At 60.4% G+C, this 17380-nt stretch carries 16 protein-coding genes; 6 read left to right on the top strand and 10 right to left on the bottom strand.

Features of this window, described 5'->3' with window-relative positions; all coding sequences use genetic code 11:
* On the bottom strand, positions 1 to 842 hold an 842-nt coding region (locus GSQ77_RS13540), incomplete at its 3' end, for an efflux RND transporter periplasmic adaptor subunit (protein ID WP_158902844.1).
* 27 nt (positions 843 to 869) lie between these two features.
* Positions 870 to 1673, bottom strand: coding sequence for an alpha/beta hydrolase (locus GSQ77_RS13535; RefSeq protein ID WP_158902843.1), 804 nt, complete (start codon positions 1671 to 1673; stop codon positions 870 to 872).
* A gap of 322 nt (positions 1674 to 1995) precedes the next feature.
* Here GSQ77_RS13535 and GSQ77_RS13530 point away from each other — a divergent pair, with 322 nt between their 5' ends.
* From GSQ77_RS13530 to GSQ77_RS13515, 4 genes are all read left to right on the top strand, one after another.
* Complete coding sequence (locus GSQ77_RS13530) at positions 1996 to 4203, top strand: TonB-dependent receptor (protein ID WP_158902842.1); 2208 nt, start codon at positions 1996 to 1998, stop codon at positions 4201 to 4203.
* A gap of 119 nt (positions 4204 to 4322) precedes the next feature.
* Positions 4323 to 4931, top strand: coding sequence for a MotA/TolQ/ExbB proton channel family protein (locus GSQ77_RS13525; protein ID WP_158902841.1), 609 nt, complete (start codon positions 4323 to 4325; stop codon positions 4929 to 4931).
* Positions 4928 to 5329 carry a biopolymer transporter ExbD gene (locus GSQ77_RS13520; RefSeq protein ID WP_158902839.1) on the top strand — a complete coding sequence of 134 codons (402 nt, stop codon included), beginning with the start codon at positions 4928 to 4930 and terminating at the stop codon, positions 5327 to 5329. Before GSQ77_RS13525 ends, GSQ77_RS13520 begins: the two co-directional genes overlap by 4 nt.
* Positions 5319 to 6110 carry an energy transducer TonB gene (locus tag GSQ77_RS13515; protein WP_158902837.1) on the top strand — a complete coding sequence of 264 codons (792 nt, stop codon included), beginning with the start codon at positions 5319 to 5321 and terminating at the stop codon, positions 6108 to 6110. The genes GSQ77_RS13520 and GSQ77_RS13515 overlap by 11 nt, the downstream gene beginning before the upstream one ends.
* A 3-nt stretch (positions 6111 to 6113) precedes the next feature.
* Here GSQ77_RS13515 and GSQ77_RS13510 read toward each other — a convergent pair whose 3' ends face one another.
* Both GSQ77_RS13510 and GSQ77_RS13505 read right to left on the bottom strand, forming a co-directional pair.
* Entirely contained in the window at positions 6114 to 7301 is a 1188-nt protein-coding gene (locus GSQ77_RS13510) for a nickel/cobalt transporter (RefSeq protein ID WP_158902835.1), read from the bottom strand.
* The gene (locus GSQ77_RS13505; protein WP_158902833.1) at positions 7298 to 7930 is read right to left on the bottom strand and encodes a DUF1007 family protein; all 633 of its coding nucleotides are present in this window, start codon (positions 7928 to 7930) and stop codon (positions 7298 to 7300) included. Before GSQ77_RS13505 ends, GSQ77_RS13510 begins: the two co-directional genes overlap by 4 nt.
* 674 nt (positions 7931 to 8604) lie before the next feature.
* Here GSQ77_RS13505 and GSQ77_RS13500 point away from each other — a divergent pair.
* Positions 8605 to 9888 (top strand): DUF2242 domain-containing protein, encoded by a 1284-nt coding sequence (locus GSQ77_RS13500; RefSeq protein WP_158902831.1) that lies wholly within the window; start codon positions 8605 to 8607, stop codon positions 9886 to 9888.
* 147 nt (positions 9889 to 10035) lie between these two features.
* Positions 10036 to 11445, top strand: a complete 1410-nt coding sequence (locus tag GSQ77_RS13495) for an MFS transporter (protein ID WP_158902829.1) — start codon at positions 10036 to 10038, stop codon at positions 11443 to 11445.
* A gap of 60 nt (positions 11446 to 11505) precedes the next feature.
* Here the strand turns inward: GSQ77_RS13495 and GSQ77_RS13490 are convergent, their stop codons facing one another.
* The 6 genes from GSQ77_RS13490 to GSQ77_RS13465 form a co-directional block, all read right to left on the bottom strand.
* Positions 11506 to 11832: a DUF4148 domain-containing protein gene (locus GSQ77_RS13490; protein WP_158902827.1), complete on the bottom strand. Its 327-nt coding sequence runs from the start codon at positions 11830 to 11832 to the stop codon at positions 11506 to 11508.
* A gap of 170 nt (positions 11833 to 12002) precedes the next feature.
* A complete protein-coding gene (locus GSQ77_RS13485; RefSeq protein WP_158903048.1) occupies positions 12003 to 13010 on the bottom strand; it encodes an alcohol dehydrogenase catalytic domain-containing protein in 1008 nt (335 codons plus the stop codon).
* 26 nt (positions 13011 to 13036) lie between these two features.
* Entirely contained in the window at positions 13037 to 13804 is a 768-nt protein-coding gene (locus GSQ77_RS13480) for an SDR family NAD(P)-dependent oxidoreductase (protein ID WP_158902825.1), read from the bottom strand.
* 40 nt (positions 13805 to 13844) lie between these two features.
* Complete coding sequence (hisD, locus tag GSQ77_RS13475; RefSeq protein WP_158902823.1) at positions 13845 to 15158, bottom strand: histidinol dehydrogenase; 1314 nt, start codon at positions 15156 to 15158, stop codon at positions 13845 to 13847.
* Between the two features lie 199 nt (positions 15159 to 15357).
* Positions 15358 to 16425: an ABC transporter substrate-binding protein gene (locus GSQ77_RS13470; RefSeq protein ID WP_158902821.1), complete on the bottom strand. Its 1068-nt coding sequence runs from the start codon at positions 16423 to 16425 to the stop codon at positions 15358 to 15360.
* 78 nt (positions 16426 to 16503) lie between these two features.
* On the bottom strand, positions 16504 to 17301 hold the full coding sequence (locus GSQ77_RS13465; RefSeq protein ID WP_158902819.1) for an ABC transporter ATP-binding protein: 798 nt from the start codon (positions 17299 to 17301) through the stop codon (positions 16504 to 16506).
* Between the last annotated feature and the right edge of the window lie 79 nt (positions 17302 to 17380).

Raw genomic sequence — 17380 nt, 5'->3', positions numbered from 1 at the left:
ACGCGTATCGTTCCCGAGCTGGTGTTGAGCACGTTGTCGACCGAGGAGATCTTGCCCTGGCGCGAGTAACCGGTCTCGTTGGCCAGCCCCAGGCGCACCGGCACCGCCGCTTTGCTGTCGTGGCTCAAATACTTCAGATAGGTCTGTTCGTCGACATCGAACGCCGCGTACATCGGCGACACCGACACCAGCGTGGTCAGCGCCGGCGCACTCACGCCGGCAGCCACGACGTTGCCCAGTGTCATCTCGGCACGCGACATGCGCCCCGACACCGGCGCAGTGATGCGCGTGTAGCCCAGGTTGACCTGCGCGCTCTCCAAAGCGGCCTCGGCCGCTTTCACGTCGGCCGTGGCTTCGAGCGCGGCATTCGACTTCTGATCGAAGTCGCGCTTGGCGATCGCGTTGTCGGTAATCAGCTTTTGTGCACGCGCGAAATCGGTGGTGGCGAAACTGGCGCGTGCCTTCGCGGCCGCTACTTGTGCTGCGGCCTGATCGACAGCGGCGACATAGGGACGCGGGTCGATCAAGAACAGCGGATCGCCCTTCTTCACCAACGCGCCGTCCTTGAAGTACACCGCCATGATGGTGCCGGGCACGAGCGGGTGGATATCCACGTGATCGACCGCTTGCAGGCGACCCGAATAGCTTTGCCAGTCGGTGATGCTCTTGGAGACGACGGTGGCCACGTCGACCTCGGGTGCCGGCGGCGGCGCATCGGCAGCGTGCGCGGTATCGAGCCCAAACCCGTCCCCGCCGTCATGCAGCGCGACCAACGAACCGGCCCCGGCCACGATCAGGATTGCCGCAACCGCGACATAAATTTGTTTGCGTTTCAATAGCATGTCGGTGTTCCTCTTGGAGATTTATTGTTAATGGGTTTCACCAGCCGGATCGGCCAGTCGTCGCTTGAAGAAAGCCGCAACGTCATCGAGCGCGGGCTGATGTGAAACCAGCCCGTAATGGGAGACGTTGCGGTGGCGGGTAATCTGCGTGTGCACGCCTGCGGCGATGAGCGCCTGGGCATACCGTTCGGCTTCGAGATGCAGAATGTCGTGCTCGGCACTGGCGATCATCACAGAGGGCAAGCCGGCCAAGCGCCGACACTCGATAGGCGCCGCATACGGATGCAAACGCTGCGACACCTTGGGCAGGTAGGCGCGATAAAACTGCGCGCAGTCGCACAGCTCCACGTCCGAAACCATGCCGCGCTCATCGGCCACCCGCGTCATACTCGGATCGAGCAGTGGCGCAAGCAGAGCTTGCGCGACGACGGCGAAGTCACCGCGGTCCCTGACCATCAGCGACAGGCAAGCCGCCAGGTTGCCACCGGCGTCATGGCCCGCCACCCCGAGACGGCGAGGGTCCGCATGATACACGTGAGCGTGCGCGAGTGCCCACAGCGCCGCCAGATACCCGTCTTCCAATGCCGCCGGAAATGGATACTCGGGCGCCAGCGAGTAGCCGACGGAAACCACCAAAGCCGGTGTATGCCGGGCAATGTATAGGGCGGCCGTTTCATCATCGGCGAGACTACCCTTGACGAAACCGCCGCCATGAAAATACAGCACGATGGGCAAACTCGCCCCGGCACGCAGCGGCCGATACACCCGCAAGGGGATCCGCTGTGCATGTCCGTCGATCTGAATCTCTTCAATTTCTAACGTTGCAGCCATGATGGAGTCGCGCAACCCGCTCGCATTTATCTCATTTGACGAAGTGGGACGAATTCTGCGGGTTACGAAACACCGGATAAAGCCCTTCAATCGGAAAACATAATTCAGCCCGAGCGAACAATGGGTTCACGGGAACGACTTTTATTGTGAATTTGACCAGAATAGTTGCGCGGGACGCATCGAATATTGCTTAAACAGATTCGTGCAGCGCAACAACGGGCCGCTTGCGTCATATTTTGTAATGTTATAACATCTCTTTTCCAATCCGACCCTTGAGCCCACAGCGCCTCATCGACCCGTTCCTTTCCAATAAGTCCAAACCGTGAACTACCGCCGCCTTACTACCCACGCAGCGCTTTTGCTAGCCGCTCAAGCCTTCGTCAGCTACGCTTGCGCCGATCCACTTGCCAACACGCCTGCCGTGACGGTTCCCCCAGCAACAGCGGGAACAACAGCAACAACAACACCACCGACAGCACTCACCACGACGCCTACGCCGACCGCCATCGCACATCCCGACACAGTGGATGTGCAAGTCAATGCAAGCCGACTCGACCAGGCGCGCAACGCTTTATTGCCGGAAGCCAGTAGCAGCGTCTATCGCTTCACGCAGGCTGACATTGCGGCGCTACCGCAGGGTGAGGACACGCCGTTGAACCAGTTGCTGCTTCAAGCGCCGGGCGTCGCCGACGACTCGTTTGGGCAAGTGCACGTGCGTGGCGATCACGCCAACCTCCAGTACCGAATCAATGGCGTCATCATTCCGGAACCTATCAGCGGCTTCGGGCAATCGTTCGACACCCGCATCATCGATCAGGTCAATTTGCTTACCGGCGCGCTGCCGGCGCAATACGGCGATCGGACCGCCGGCGTAGTCGACATCAGAACCAAATCGGGCGATACCGGCAACGGTGGATCGGTCAGCGTTTTCGGTGGCAGCCACCAGACGCTCAAGACGAGCACAGATGTCTATGGTTCCCAAGGCGCCCTATCCTATTACTTCAGCGGCTCGCTCGGCGAGAACAACCTCGGTATCGAAGCACCGACCTCGAACGGCAACCCGCTGCACGACCATACGCGCGACGGCGATGCGTTCGGCTACATGTCTTATCTACTCAACCCGTTGACGCGCGTCAGTCTGCTCTTCGGCACGACCAGCAATCAGTTTCAGTTGCCCAACACGCCAGGCTTGCCGACCAACTTCACGCTGAATGGCAATTCGACGTTCGACTCGGCCAATCTCAACGAGACCCAGTCCGAACTCACCAACTTCTCGGTATTGGCCTTGCAAGGCACCGACGGCGACGCGATCGATTATCAGGTGGCCGCCTTCATGCGCTACTCGCGCACGCAATTCAACCCCGACCCGGTCGGCGATCTGCTGTTCAATGGCGTGGCCTCGCAAGACTTCCACAGTAACCGCGCGTTCGGCGTGCAAAGCGACTTGACCTATCGGCTCACGCCCAGTCACACACTGCGTGGCGGGATCATGCTGGAACAGGAACAGGCCAGTTTTCGCGACAGCGTTTCCGTATTCCCGGTCGACGACGAGGGCAATCAGATCTCCGATCAGCCCGAGACCATCAATAGCGCTACGGGCAAAACCGGCCAGATCTATGCCGCTTACCTGCAGGACGAATGGAAGGTCAATCCGCGCTTGACGCTAAATTACGGTTTGCGCTACGACAGGATGGACGAGTTCGTCACGGCTAGTCAGTTGAGCCCGCGCGCCAGCCTGCTATACAAGTTGACCTCGTCGACGACTTTCCATGCCGGCTACGCGCGCTACTTCACGCCGCCTCCATTGGAGCTCGTCTCGCAGGGCACCATCAGTCAATTCAATGGCACCACCAACCAGAGCGCGAGTTCGCAGAACGACCCGGTCCAGCCGGAACGCAGCCATTACTTCGACCTTGGGATATCGCAACAGTTGACCCCCACGCTCACGGTCGGGGTGGACGCTTACTATAAGAAGGCCACCAATCTGATCGATGAAGGCCAGTTCGGCACCGCGCTGATTTTCAGCGCCTTCAACTATGCGCAGGGCCGCGTCTACGGCTTCGAGTTGACCAGCAACTACAAGAAGGACAACGTCTCTGCTTATTTGAACGTGGCTTACAGCAAGGCTCAAGGCGAAGACATCGACTCGGCGCAATTCAACTTCACGCCGGCGGAACTCTCATTCATCGCCAATAACTGGGTCTATCTCGACCACGACCAGCGCGTCACTGCGTCGTTCGGCGGTGCATGGAATATTGGCCAGAACACGTTTACTTTTGACGGCGTGGTCGGTAGCGGCTTGCGCAGCGGCTTTGCCAATACCGACAAGTTGCCGCTCTATGCAACCGTCAATCTCGGCGCGATCCGGCATTTCAACGAGCCGCTGGTTGGCAAGGTCGACGTCCGCGTACTGGTGCTCAATACCTTCGGGCGCGACTATGAATTGCGCGACGGCTCGGGCATTGGGGTCGGCGCGCCGCAGTTCGGTCCGCAGCGAGCTGTCTATGCCGGAATCACCAAGCACTTCTGATCTTCGTTCGGGCCGCGTCGAAACTGATCGCGGCCATGAACGAGACGCAAGCGTGACGTGACGATTCGACTCGAATCGATCCGAGTCAATGTTGAATAGTCCCAATCGGAAATCCATTTATGCATGAAAGCAACGCCGTCGGCGAGGCCTTACGCCTGGGCGGCTGGGTGATGTATCCCTTGTCAGCACTCGCGGTGATCGCGTTGGCCATCATGATCGAGCGCGCGTTGGTGCTGCTGCGCTATGCCAGCGTGCCGCGCAGCGTGCGCGCGTCGGACGATTTTTCCGGCTTGCCGCAAGCCCATGTGTACCGGCGTATCACCACCACCTTGCACGAAACAGCGCACCAACCGCAATGGTGGGCAGAAGCGCAGATCGAGGCGGTCGCGGCGCAGATAGACCGTGAACTCAAGCGCGGTCTGTGGGTACTGGAAACCATCGTTACTGCCGCGCCGTTACTCGGTTTGCTTGGCACCATAGTCGGGATGATGCATTCGTTCCAGTTGATCGGCGGCAATGGCCTGGTCAACCCGACCGGCGTGACCGGCGGTGTGGCCCAGGCGCTGATCGCGACCGCAGTCGGCTTGGTCATCGCGCTCGCGGCGTTGTTTGCCTTCAACTATCTCGCGCGTCATACCGACAACCTGATCGACGAACTCGAATCGTTCTGCAACCACCGACTCAATGTCGAGCGCCTAGACCGTGAACGCAAGGCCAATCCAGTATGAAGTTCAAACGCTCTCGAGCGTCGCGACGCGGTCGCATCGAAATCATTCCGATGATCGACGTGATGTTCTTCCTGCTCGCGACGTTCATGCTCGCCTCGCTGTCCATGCAGCGTCTGGACAGCATCAAACTGGATTTGCCTCAAGGCAGTGCCGAGGCGGTGCAAAGCGAATTGCCGCCCACGTTGTCGGTTGATCGCACCGGTCATCTGTTCGTGAACCGCCAAGCCGTCGATCTGGACAAATTAGCCAGCGTACTGAAGAGCCATTTGGGTCCGGATGCGACGGTGATGATAGCCGCTGACGAAAATGCCAGCCATGGCGCAGTCATCAATGCGATGCTCGAAGCACGCAAGGCCGGCGTTGCGCATTTCATGATAGCGGTACGCCGTGACGATTAAGATCGGCCGCACTCGCCGCGCTTGGGCTTTCAGACACGGATATTGGGCTGCGGCGCTAATCGTCAGTTCATTCGTATGGCTGGCCGCGCTCGCTCAAGTGGTCCGGCTAGCGAGCACGCCAGCGCTCGTCGATGCGGCGCCTGCTGCCCCACTGATCCCGCCTATCGAACTGCGCTTGGTCGAGCTGCCGTCGGAGTCACGATCGAAGTTGCCCGAGCCTGCCGCCGCGAACGAAACGCAGTTGCGCAAACCTGTACTGCAGCCGCCGGCTCCCACCCAACGCCCCGCTATCAAGCCCAAGCCGACGACAGCATCCCCGCAAAAGCGCAGCGTCCCGGTGGTACCGCTGCAGCAGCTAGCGCCCGCTCCTGCCGCGCAAGCTGTCCAGCCGATTGCGCAAGATGTTCACCCCGCGGCTCAAGATGCTCGCCCGAGCGCGGTTGCACCGCAAACCGCTACGGTCCCGAGCACACCGCCGACCAACCCTGAGCCTGCAGCATCGACGCAGGCGAAGAGCACCGCGGCCTACCCGATCGCGCAGCCGCTGCCCGAAGTACCCGACGATCTGCGCGAACTGGGCTTGTCGGCGGTTGCACTCGTGCGCTTGACGATCCACATCGATGGCAGCGTCGAAGTGCAGTTGCTGAAGCCCACTCCCAACCCCCGACTCAATCAGCGGGTGCTTCAGACCTTGCGCAACTGGCGCTTCGTCGCCGCACAAGAGAAGGGCCGCGCAGTCGAAAGCCAACTCGACGTACGTGTTCATTTCAACGTGAACTAGTACTTAACTCAACGAAGGCGCCACCATCCCCGCCAGCAGCAGAAAGCTTTGCAGCCCGGCAAACCCGACGATAAAGACGGCGCCGCTCAACGCCAGCACACGCCGCACGCGTTCAACCGACTGTCCGCGACGCTGCGCGCGCGAAGTCAATGCGCGATTCACGCCGAGGCTGGCCAGCGCAATCAGCAATACCGTCAGCGCCACCCCAACGGCCATGGCCAGCGCGGCAAGCACGCCGGTAAGAAACACACCGTATGCGAGCGCCGAAAGCAGTACGAACAAGGCCCCGGCACAGGGCCGAATACCGAGCGCCAGGCCGGTAAAAAAGATCTGCCGAACGATCCAGACCCGACCGCTGGCCTGGGAGCGCGCGCTTGAACGGGCCGACTGGACAACCGGCCGCCGCGACAGACGAACTGCAGCGGGGCGCATTGCGTGCGCGAGATACGTTCCAGGTCGCAGCGCGGCACCACCGTCGCCGTCCGTAGCCGCATCTGCATCCGCATCGAGTTCGCGTGAACGCGCGGCATCGGGCCATTGCATGCGCGTGCTGATATCGCAGCAATCGCGGCGCGTGCCTACGCTCCACAGCGTCCAGGCCCCCACCGCAAACAGCGCGATATAGCTGGCCAGCTCGAGATCGGCTGCGCGGGTCAAAACCGTATTGAGTTCGCGATGAAAAAATTGCCCAAACGCGAGCACCAGGAAGATCGCCGAAAGTGCCTGCGCGAGCGCCGCCCAAGCACTCAACCAAGCGGCGTGAGCGACGCGGGCGCGATGCGACGCCAGATATGCCGCCACTCCGAGCTTGCCGTGTCCCGGTCCCAATGCATGCAAAATGCCGTAGGTAAAGGCCGCCAGGATGATGATCCAGCGCGCCCAAGGGTTCGCGCCGTCGCGTACATCCTCTAGCGCATCGGCCAGCTTCTCGTTCAACACACCCTGGATCTCGATCCCCTTGACCAACAGTTCACGCAGCGGCTGCGGCATCGCCCACGCATGCGCCGGCGCCTCCTGGACCGCGGCGCTGCCGTCGTCGCTGCGACCGAAAACATCCGTCGCGTGAGCCGACTGAGGCAACACCAGCATGCAGGTGATCCAGCAAGCCAGCATGCCGCCACTCATGCAGCTCCTTATGCGGCCTCCCCGGTAGCCGAAACGCAGCAGCAATAGCCGTAACCGTTTTTTCATTTGGATGCACCGCAGGTCAGTTTCGCTGCAAGGGGAAATACCGCTCCGCCGAAAATCGGATGCTGTTGGTCTTTGAACGGCTGTGCGCTGCAAGTGGAAAGCATGCTGGGCGCTAAACTGATGGCCTCCCCAGCGGGTTCGTAGTCGACGAAGAACGTTTCGTCCCACATGCCGAGTTCAACCGCGTGATGGCTGATGTCGACCGGCGCGATCAAGGGCAGCAGGAACGTATAGACCAACTTCCTGTTCTCGATGGCAACAGCGAACTGCTGCGGCTCCCCGACCTGGACCGGCTTGCCGTCGACATAAAGATGCGTGAAATAGTCTGCCGATTTAAGCGAATTGAAAGCTTGGGTCTTGAACGCGGCGGTGCTTGTAGCGTCCAATGGTCCCGATCTCGGCAGGTGGGTCATATCGATCACGATGGACACCGGAAAGCTTTTGGCAAATACCCACTTTTCCTGCACGGCCTGTATCTGCGTGCCCGACCCTTGCAGTACGTCCGTGTAATCGACCCATACATGCGGGTGGGCCTGCGCGCAACCATACCCCAACTGTCCCAGCAGGATCGCTCCCGACAGTGCACAACGTGGGAGCCAACGGGTGCGCGCATGGTTGATTTGCCTCACAAACCCCTCCACAAATGTCGACCGACCGAATTGGATTATCCATGGTTACTACCACCAAGCGGCAAGCAAGCGACAAACAGCCGCCGCGTATGATACCGGGCCATGCTTTCAATTCCGTGTACTTTCAACAGGAGGGCCGCGCCGCCTTCGGTGCAAACGCAAGACACGCGACATTCGAAGCGGCGATCACCGCGTACTGGGGTAGTTGTCCGCTTTTAAAGTTGTGCGCCCGGCAGCCATGCAGGAAATGTGCATCGTGAGTAATGTAGTAGTGCGTGCATTTCGTACAGTTCGGTATTGTCTGCTGTTGTGCATCCAACTTGGATTCCCCGCGGCCGCAATTGTAAAATTTTATAACATCATAATACCGTGCTCCGGGACAATCGCACCGGCGTTTTGCGCCTGAACGCCCTTTGGATAATATAATTCGGCACGCCGATGTGCCGCTGACGTGACTAGCGATGCACCAGGAGCGCGCACGACCCTTCATGCGACCCTCGACCCGCTGCCCCAAAGCAGGTGTAGAGTGAGGCCCAGCCGCCGTTTTATCCGGCAAATAGGCCTGTTAATTCTTGCGTGAACTCTATAACGATTCAACCCTGATAGCTGCCGGCCGATGACTCCAGTCATCACCCACTTCCATTTGAATTGCCGAACCCCGTAGAATTACCCCCATGCACATGAAACTCGGCTTCTCTCTTACCGCTCTCGCAGGTTCCGCAGCTTTGCTGATAGGCACGCTGGCAGCCTGCTCCACTCCGCCCAAACCGCTGTATAGCCAGGAACAGTTCGCGACCGGCACCAGCCCCTTCGCGCACGATTTCAAGGGTACCCCGGCGCAAACTTGCGAAGCGGCGCGGCGGGCCTTGTTGAGCCAGGGCTATATCACCACATCGACACGCTTCGATGCGATCGATGGCAGTAAAAACTTCCAGCCCGACAACGACTCGCATGTCGTAATCGAATTTCACGTGGTTTGCGCGCCGGGCGATGTCAGCGAGCACAGCACCGTTTATGTCAATGCATTACAAGATCGCTACGTGCTGAAAAAGAGCAGCACCAATGCAAGCGTGGGGCTGAGCGTGTTCGGCTCCTTGTCGTTGCCGATCGGTTCGAGCGACGACGCCATGGTCAAAGTGGCCAGCGAGACGATCCCGGCCGGCCTTTTCTACGAACGCTATTTCGGGCTGCTGACCTACTATCTGGTTAGCGCGCCCGACAAGACGAATCCGACGGCCGCCACGCCCAAGCCGCCGGTGCTGCCGTTGCCACCGGTCAAAGCGCCTGAGCCCGCGCATGAGCAGGCTGCGCAGGTTGCACCCACGGCCGTTACGCCACCGATGCCGCTACCGCCTGTTGCTATACCCGCCATACCCGCTTCGGGCGCTGCGGCGCCAGTCGCGGCGAGTGCGGTGTTTACGCCGGATCATGTGTTCGTGGTACCGCCTGTCACGACGGTTGGGCATGGTTCCGCGGGCGCGGGCGCAGCGGCGGCGCAATCGGCGTCGGGCACGGCCGGCACCACCGCCGCGCCCCACGCTGCGGCCCCGGCCACCGCGTCCGCTCCGGCCGCAGCATCGGCGCCTACTGCGGCGTCCGCCTCGGGGGTCGCACCGGCAGGTGCCTCCGCGCCCGCGGCCGCATCGGCTCCGACGGGCGCCTCTGCACCGGCGGCTGCCGTTCCCGTTCCCGCAGTTGGCGCGTCCGCGACTCCGGCTACCAACTCCGCAGACGGCACCTCTGCAACTACGGCCGCAGCCCCTGCAGCCGGCGCCTCTGCGCCTGCCGCCTCCGCCTCTTTAGCCGCGACATCCGTGTCCAATACGACGACCGGTTCGAGTGACGTTACTGCGTCTGCGACAACATCCACCCTCGCGACCACTACTGCTGAATCAGCCCAACCCGCAGCCCAACCCACCGACGCGGCTCCTGACTCCAGCAGCGCCGCGACAAAATAATTTTCTCGGCGACCACGCCTACTCGGTGTATGCCTACCTCGCGCCTACACCGAGCTTGATCTCGCCACTCACACCCCCTATCGCGGCAAAAACCCTCACACGCTGCTAGACTAGTCGGCTTTCTATGCGCTCGCGGAGAGTCTCAGCATGTCCATCACGGCAAATGCCGCTCCACCCCCCACCGCGGACGGTTTGCCCGCAGACGCGCGACGCTGGGCAGTCTTGGCACTTGCCATCTCGGTTGGCATGGCCTCCCTCGATACGGCGATTGCCAATACCGCGCTACCCACCATTGCCGGCGACCTGCAAGCCAGCCCGGCGGCGTCGGTCTGGGTAGTCAACGCGTATCAATTGGCGATGGTGGCCACCCTGTTGCCGTTCGCCGCGCTGGGCGAAATCATCGGTTATCGCCGCATCTTTCTAGGCGGCCTTGCGCTCTTCACATTGGCGTCACTCGCTTGTGCGCTTTCCTGGTCGCTGCCGACCCTTACCGCAGCACGCGTTCTACAAGGAATAGGTGCGAGCGGCGTCATGAGCGTCAATACGGCGCTACTGCGCTTCATCTACCCGAAGCGCTTGCTGGGACGAGGTATGGGTCTCAACGCGATGGTCGTGGCTATCGCGTTCGCCATCGGTCCGACCATCGCTTCGGTGATCTTGGCGGTGGGCACATGGCCCTGGCTTTTCGCGATCAACGTGCCCTTGGGCGTGATCTCGCTGATATTCGCACTGCGCGTCTTGCCTCACACCTCGCGGGCCAGCCACAGCTTCGATGCACTGGTCGCGTTCTACAACGTGGGCACGTTCAGCTTGCTGATTCTCGCGCTAGGCGAAGCCGCCCATCAGGTCGATGCGAAGACGGTGCTGATCGAACTGGCGGGCGCGCTGGTGTTCGGCGCGCTGCTGCTGCGCCGCCAGGCCGGACATCCGGCGCCGATGCTGCCGGTCGATTTGTTTCGGCGTCCGATGTTCGCGCTTTCCTCCGTGACCGCCGTCTGCACTTTCGCGGCACAAGGGTTGGCGTTTGTTTCCTTGCCGTTTTATTTCGAAACGGCATTGGGCCGTTCGCAGGTCGAAACCGGTTTCCTGATGACGCCGTGGCCCGTGGTAGTCGGGCTGATGGCGCCGATCGCTGGCCGCCTATCTGACAAATATTCACCGGCCGCGCTGGGCGGCATTGGGTTGAGTGCGCTTTGCGTTGGCATGGTGTTGCTGGCGTTGCTGCCGCCCCACCCTAGCGTGTTCAACATCGTCTGGCGCATGGGTGTGTGCGGTGCAGGCTTCGGATTTTTTCAGGCGCCCAACCTCAGAGCCATCATGAGCAGCGCACCGCCGCATCGCAGCGGAAGCGCGAGCGGCATAGTCGCTACCGCACGCCTGATGGGTCAGACGATCGGTGCGGCATTGGTGGCACTGTGTTTCACACTCTCCGCCGCTCGTGGCCCAACCCTCGCGCTCGCGACGGGCGCGGTATTCGCGGGAGTGGCCAGTATTGCGAGTCTGATGCGGATGTTCGCGGACAACCCTTTCGACGGTAAGAAAGGCGCGCAAGCTTGATGCGCTCAGCTTTCGCCGGCTTCTACCTGAGGGTAGAACCGCCGGCGAAGAGCGATCCGCTTAGTCAAATGCATGACGGAAACCGAAGAAGTGACCTTTGTTGGAAGCCACGACCACGCCCGTCTTTGCAGTCGTGCCGCCGATCGCCGGGTAGGTTGTTTCGCCGTTGTACGAAGAATTACCCGCCACCGTTTGGGCTTGTGCCTGTTCAGCCCTGACTTCAGCGCGCGGCACCGCTTCGGTGCTGCTTTGAGCCAGCGGGTACGTCGTTTCCTGGTTGTATGAACGGCCACCGGCTTGTTCGGAAGCGTGGTTGCCACCCGCAAAAGCCGGGGCGGCGATAAAGGCGCTCGAGAGCAACAATGCGGCAAAAAGTTTGGTCTTCATGAGAGTTCTCCAATCATCGGTTAAAAAGTTTTCAAGGACGCTGGGTTTGTTTGCTGCGTCGATGGAAGCCAGTGTATGTGCTCGATGACCAAAGATTAAGGACCGCCAAGAGAATGAATTATTTCGGATTTTGATGTAATCGGCTTTGTGCAAGCTACGCCAGCCACACGTTACACCTGCGGCAATAACACAACTTTGCTGGACGCCGTGCGCCCTTTGTCGAGGTCCATGAATGCCATGGCCCCTTGTGCCATCGGCCTTTCCTCCACCCAACTCAAATCGCCAAAGGCACCGCTGTAGAGCGCGGCAACTGTCGCGCGCATATCAGCTGTCGTGTAGGTGTAGGTGCCAAGCAATGTGATTTCAGCAAGCGTCAGTTTGCGCATATCGATCTCGCTGGCCTTATCCTGCAGGCCGATATGCATGATGACGCCGCCCGGTTTTATCGCAACAAACGCGGCATCGCGCGTGCGTTTGGCGCCTACCGCGTCTATCACCCAATCGAAGTGATTCTCCTGCGGGCCGCGTTCGAGTGGATCGTACGCTTCGCAATGCGCATGCGTTTGGGCGGAAGTGCGTCGCAATGCATTGGTTTCCGCCATCACGATGCGCGTGCATCCGTATGAGCGCAACAGCAGCGCGGCGAGCAAGCCAATGGCGCCGCCACCGATGACGAGCACATGGCATTCGGGCAATGGTCGCGTCATCGCGCGGGCCGATAGATTGATCGCGTGCAAGGCGGTGGCCGCCGGTTCGGTCATAGCGGCGTGCGTGGCCGGCATGTCTTGGGGAATTTCAACGATGCTGCTCGCAGGAATAGACATGTATTGTGCGAAAGCGCCGGGGCGTGTCATGCCGACCATGGTGCGGTTGGAGCAAAGGTTGTTACGGCCTTGCACACAGTAGTCGCAGTAACCGCACGTGATCAGCGGGTTGCCGGTCACCCGCCGGCCTGGCGGCAAATACGGTGCGCGGCTCTCGGCAATCGTGCCCGCAAACTCATGACCGAGCACCAGCCCCGGGCCACGCCGCGGGTCGTGCCCGTGATACGCGTGCATGTCTGAGCCGCATATGCCCACCGCATCAATCTTGAGTATCACCTCGCCATCGACCAGATCCGGATAAGGACGCTCCTGTAGTTCGATTTCGTTGACTTTCGTGTAGACCAAAGCCCGCATGTTCGACGCATTCATGTGCAGCTCCTTCATTTGGCGGTGTAGCCCCCATCGACCATGATGATCTGTCCAGTGATGTAGGCACTGGCCTCGCTCGCCAGGAACACCGTGACTCCAGTGAGATCCTCGAGCGCGCCGTTTCTGCCGATGCAAGTCTGCGTGGCGTGATGGTTTGCCAGCTCGACATCGTCGAAGACCGCGGCGGTCAAGGCGGTCGGGAAAAAGCCTGGGCCGATCGCGTTGCACGTGATCCCGTAGCGCGACCACTCCTGCGCGATCGCACGCGTCAATTGCAACACACCGCCCTTGGCCGCACCGTAGGGCGCACTGTTGGGAAAGGCGCGGTACGACTGTAGCGACGCAACGTTGACAATGCGGCCCCAGCCTTGTGCTTGCATGTGTGGCGCGAGCACCTGGGTCAAGAAGAACGGCGCGCCAAGGTGGAGGCCGAGTTGCCGATTCCACGCTTGAACGCTCACGTCTGAAAACGGCAGTCGCAAGTTCACGCCGGCTGCATTGACGAGAATATCCACTGTGTCGTTCGTTTCCAATGCACGCTGTGCACACTGCTTCGCGCGCTCAGGGTCCGACAAATCGCAGGCGATAAAACTCGCGTCTATGCCCACCGCATGCATACGTTCGACAGCCGTCGACAATGCGTCGACACGACGCGCGGCGAGAACCACGCGCGCACCAGCCGCACCCAGTGCACCCGCCATTGCCTCGCCGATACCCGAATTGGCGCCGGTGACAAGCGCAGTACGTCCGTGCAGATCGAATAGCTTGGGTATGTCCATGGCAAGATCTCCCACTGATGGCAATCCGGGTACCCACCCCTCACACGATGACCGGCGCACCTTTTTCAAACTGCTCTTGCGGAAAATATTTATGCAGCCTGTCGTCCGCCGTACGCGCGTGCGCCTCCATGCCCTCCAGCCGCGAAATACGCGCCGTGACCTCGCCGATGTGTCGCGTCGCGTCGCGCGTCATGCGTTGCCACGTGAGCGTCTTCATGAACTTGTGCACCGAGAGACCGCCGGAATAGCGTGCAGCCCCTTTGGTAGGCAGCACATGGTTTGGGCCACTGGTCTTGTCGCCGAACGCAACGGTCGTCTCCTCGCCAAGAAACAGCGATCCATAGCAGGTCAATTTGGCCAACCACCAATCGAGGTTTTCCGCATGCACTTCCAGGTGTTCGGGCGCATAGCGATCGGAGATTTCGGCAACTTCCTCGACTGTGTCGCAGACCACGACCTCACCATAATCGCGCCATGCACAGCCCGCAGCATCACGGGCGGTCGGTGGCAGTTTCTCTATCATGAGCGGTATCAGCTTCAGGACTTCCTCGGCCAACGCTCGCGATGTCGTAAGTAACCATGCGGGCGATTCGTGCCCGTGCTCTGCCTGACCCAATAGATCGCTAGCCACGAGCGCCGGATCGGCCGTGTGGTCGGCGATCACCGCGACCTCGGAGGGCCCTGCAAACACATCGATGCCGACCTTGCCGAACAGCGCGCGCTTGGCTTCCGCAACAAACTTGTTGCCCGGACCGATCACCACATCTGCAACCTTGCCTGTGAACAGACCGTGGGCCATCGTAGCAATCGCCTGCACGCCGCCCAGTGTCATGATCACGTCGGCGCCCGCCGATTGGAACGCATAGAGTATGTAGGGATGGATCCCCGCGCCGCGAAACGGGCTCGAGCAGCCGATGATGGTTTTTACGCCCGCCGCTTTTGCGGTCGCCACGCCCATGTAGGCCGACGCTATATGCGCGTAGCGTCCGGCCGGCGCATAGCAACCTACGACGTTCACCGGAATCACGCGTTGCCCGGCGGTCACGCCCGGATAGAGGTCGACGGAAAACTCTTCGAGTGACCTGCGCTGCGCGAGCGCGAAGTCATAGACCTGTTTTGCAGCAAACTCGATATCGGCGCGCACACCGGCTGGCACTTCCTGGGTCCTGCGCTCGATTTCGGCGGCCGACAGAATGATGTCGCCATCCCACCCGTCGAGTTTTTTCGCATATTCGCGCACGGCGACTTCCCCGCGCGTTTCGATTTCGTGCAGCATTTCGGTCACGACCTTTTGTGCGGTCGCAGTTTCCGCTTCTGCGGTTTTGATCGCTTTCTTCAGATAGCTCATAGCCATGACGCCCTCCTCATTTCATAAAAATGAAACCGCTTACATTGCTAGATTTTTAGAAGGCCGGCTGACCGGCCTTCAGCTTCCCCACCCCGCGGTATAGCTCGTTACCTCCCCCGTTACCTAAGCCCGCGGACCAGATCGTTGCTTGAACGAGCCACTTCGCGAGCCACTTCGCGAGCCATTTCGCAAGCCACTTCGCGAGTCACTTTGCCTGGGTTGCAAACGCCGCCAGTTTCGGGTCGCCCTGTACCTTCTTCATAAAGCTGTCGTCTATGTAATCATGCGCGGCTGGCACCGTATTCAACGAGCCCGAGTCGTGCATGAAGGTCGCGATGTGGGTGAACCACGTGTCCATGTCCGAGGTTCCTTTGGACGTGTCCATCGCCTTCAGTTGCTGCGAGAGATTGAAGGTCGGGCGCGTATCGAACTCCTCGGCCATCGATGCCTCGGAGATGGACACGCCGCCTTGCTCGTAGAATTTCTTCATCAATGCAATCGACTCGCGACGATGGCTTTGCATCCACGCCCACGAACGCAGGTATACCGCAAGAAACTTGGCAACTTCCTCGGGGTGAGTCTTAGCGTATTCGCTGCGCACGACGAGCGCGCCCGGCACGACCACACCTCCATCCTTGCCCGTGCACAACGTTTCCACGCCGGCTTTTTCCTCGAGCGTGTAATCGTTGGGCGCCCAGACACCACCGAAATCGGCATTGCCCGAAGACAGCGCCGACACGATTTCCGCTTGTCCCATGTTTTTCAGCGTGACGTCGCTTTTCAGCAGACCATACTTCTTGAGGCAGGCTTGCACCGCGTAGTCGCCGGTCGAATTCGAGGTCAACACGATAGTCTGGCCTTTGAGCAAGGCGGGGTTCTTCTGTACCTGGGCAAAGCGTGCTTTGCTGGCCACCAACATGTTGGCCTGCGACTCATCGTTGGTCAGCCCTATCGTCTTGATTCCAAAGCGCTGGTAACCGAGTACGGCCGGCACCGATCCTGTGCCGCCGACGTCCCACGACTTCGATACGGAAGCGGCCATTTGAGGCACCCCGGCGGGAAAGATCGAGAACTCAGGTTTGAGACCCGCCTCGGCCCACCAGCCTTTTTCCGTCGCAACGTAGAACGGCAGCGCCCAATACAACGCGGGCTGATAGCTGACCTTGATCGGCGTTAAGTCGGCAACGGCAGCAGCAGCGGCAACCGGAGCGCAAGCCACGGTCATGGCGGCCAACAGCGTCGCTCCCCCCAACAGATTGCGGCAAATTCGCATGATCTCCTCCTGATTTTTTATACTGGCTTAGGTAACTCAAGCAACTCGGGCAAACTCGGCGCAACTGAATGTATCGGCTCAATGATCGCGTCCTGCATGTTCCTCGCGTAGCGACTTCCAGATGTGCGTACGCAAATGCACAAACGACTCCAGGTCCATGACATCTTCGATCTTCGTGTACTGATCCCAATGATGAGCTTCGCGAACCGTCTTTACATCGATGATTTCCTTTACCCGACCGGGGCGCGTTGTCATGATGACCACCCGATCGGCAAGATACACAGACTCCTCGACCGCATGCGTGATGAACAACACCGTGCGCGGGCTCACACGCGCCAGGCGCACGAGTTCCTCCTGCATCACGACCCGAGTCTGCGCGTCCAACGCACCGAACGGCTCATCCATGAGCAGCACGCCCGGGTCCAGCGCGTAGGCTCGCGCGATAGCGACACGCTGCTGCATGCCGCCCGATAGCTGATGCGGAAAAGCGGATTCGCAGCCGGTTAAATTCATCAACTGGACGTACCGCTCGATGATGGTGCGCCGTTCCTGGCTCGACAAACCCCTGCTGCGCAGGCCGAAGTCGATGTTTTCCCACACGGTCTTCCACGGAAACAGAGCGAACTGTTGAAACACCACGGCTCGATCGGGGCCCGGCCGTTTCACTTGCCGCCCAGCCACCGACACCGAGCCCGACGATGGGAACTCCAGGCCCGCGGCCATGCGCAGGCAGGTGGTTTTGCCACAACCAGAGGGGCCCACGATGGCAACGAACTCCTCGTCGTGGATCTCCAGGGAAATCCCGTCGAGCGTGAGCAAGTCGCTGCCGCTGCGCTGAAAAACACGAGACACATTCTCAAACACGATGTTGCTCATGGACGGTATCCGTGTATTCGTTAATGGCTTGCTTGCGACCCATCGCTGCGACGATCGTCTATTTCGTGGCGACGATGAC

The sequence above is a fragment of the Burkholderia sp. L27(2015) genome, assembly GCF_009765705.1.
GTDB lineage: Bacteria > Pseudomonadota > Gammaproteobacteria > Burkholderiales > Burkholderiaceae > LMUX01.
This window is presented reverse-complemented; position numbering and strand designations above follow the sequence as displayed.

What these genes read in the sequence shown, in the direction of transcription:
- GSQ77_RS13535 (WP_158902843.1), bottom strand. Translation starts at nt 1,673, where the DNA reads ATGGCTGCAACGTTAGAAATTGAAGAGATTCAGATCGACGGACATGCA.
- GSQ77_RS13490 (WP_158902827.1), bottom strand. Translation starts at nt 11,832, where the DNA reads ATGAAGACCAAACTTTTTGCCGCATTGTTGCTCTCGAGCGCCTTTATC.
- GSQ77_RS13510 (WP_158902835.1), bottom strand. Translation starts at nt 7,301, where the DNA reads ATGAAAAAACGGTTACGGCTATTGCTGCTGCGTTTCGGCTACCGGGGA.
- GSQ77_RS13525 (WP_158902841.1), top strand. Translation starts at nt 4,323, where the DNA reads ATGCATGAAAGCAACGCCGTCGGCGAGGCCTTACGCCTGGGCGGCTGG.
- GSQ77_RS13465 (WP_158902819.1), bottom strand. Translation starts at nt 17,301, where the DNA reads ATGAGCAACATCGTGTTTGAGAATGTGTCTCGTGTTTTTCAGCGCAGC.
- GSQ77_RS13485 (WP_158903048.1), bottom strand. Translation starts at nt 13,010, where the DNA reads ATGCGGGCTTTGGTCTACACGAAAGTCAACGAAATCGAACTACAGGAG.
- GSQ77_RS13495 (WP_158902829.1), top strand. Translation starts at nt 10,036, where the DNA reads ATGTCCATCACGGCAAATGCCGCTCCACCCCCCACCGCGGACGGTTTG.
- GSQ77_RS13480 (WP_158902825.1), bottom strand. Translation starts at nt 13,804, where the DNA reads ATGGACATACCCAAGCTATTCGATCTGCACGGACGTACTGCGCTTGTC.
- GSQ77_RS13520 (WP_158902839.1), top strand. Translation starts at nt 4,928, where the DNA reads ATGAAGTTCAAACGCTCTCGAGCGTCGCGACGCGGTCGCATCGAAATC.
- hisD (WP_158902823.1), bottom strand. Translation starts at nt 15,158, where the DNA reads ATGGCTATGAGCTATCTGAAGAAAGCGATCAAAACCGCAGAAGCGGAA.
- GSQ77_RS13470 (WP_158902821.1), bottom strand. Translation starts at nt 16,425, where the DNA reads ATGCGAATTTGCCGCAATCTGTTGGGGGGAGCGACGCTGTTGGCCGCC.
- GSQ77_RS13500 (WP_158902831.1), top strand. Translation starts at nt 8,605, where the DNA reads ATGCACATGAAACTCGGCTTCTCTCTTACCGCTCTCGCAGGTTCCGCA.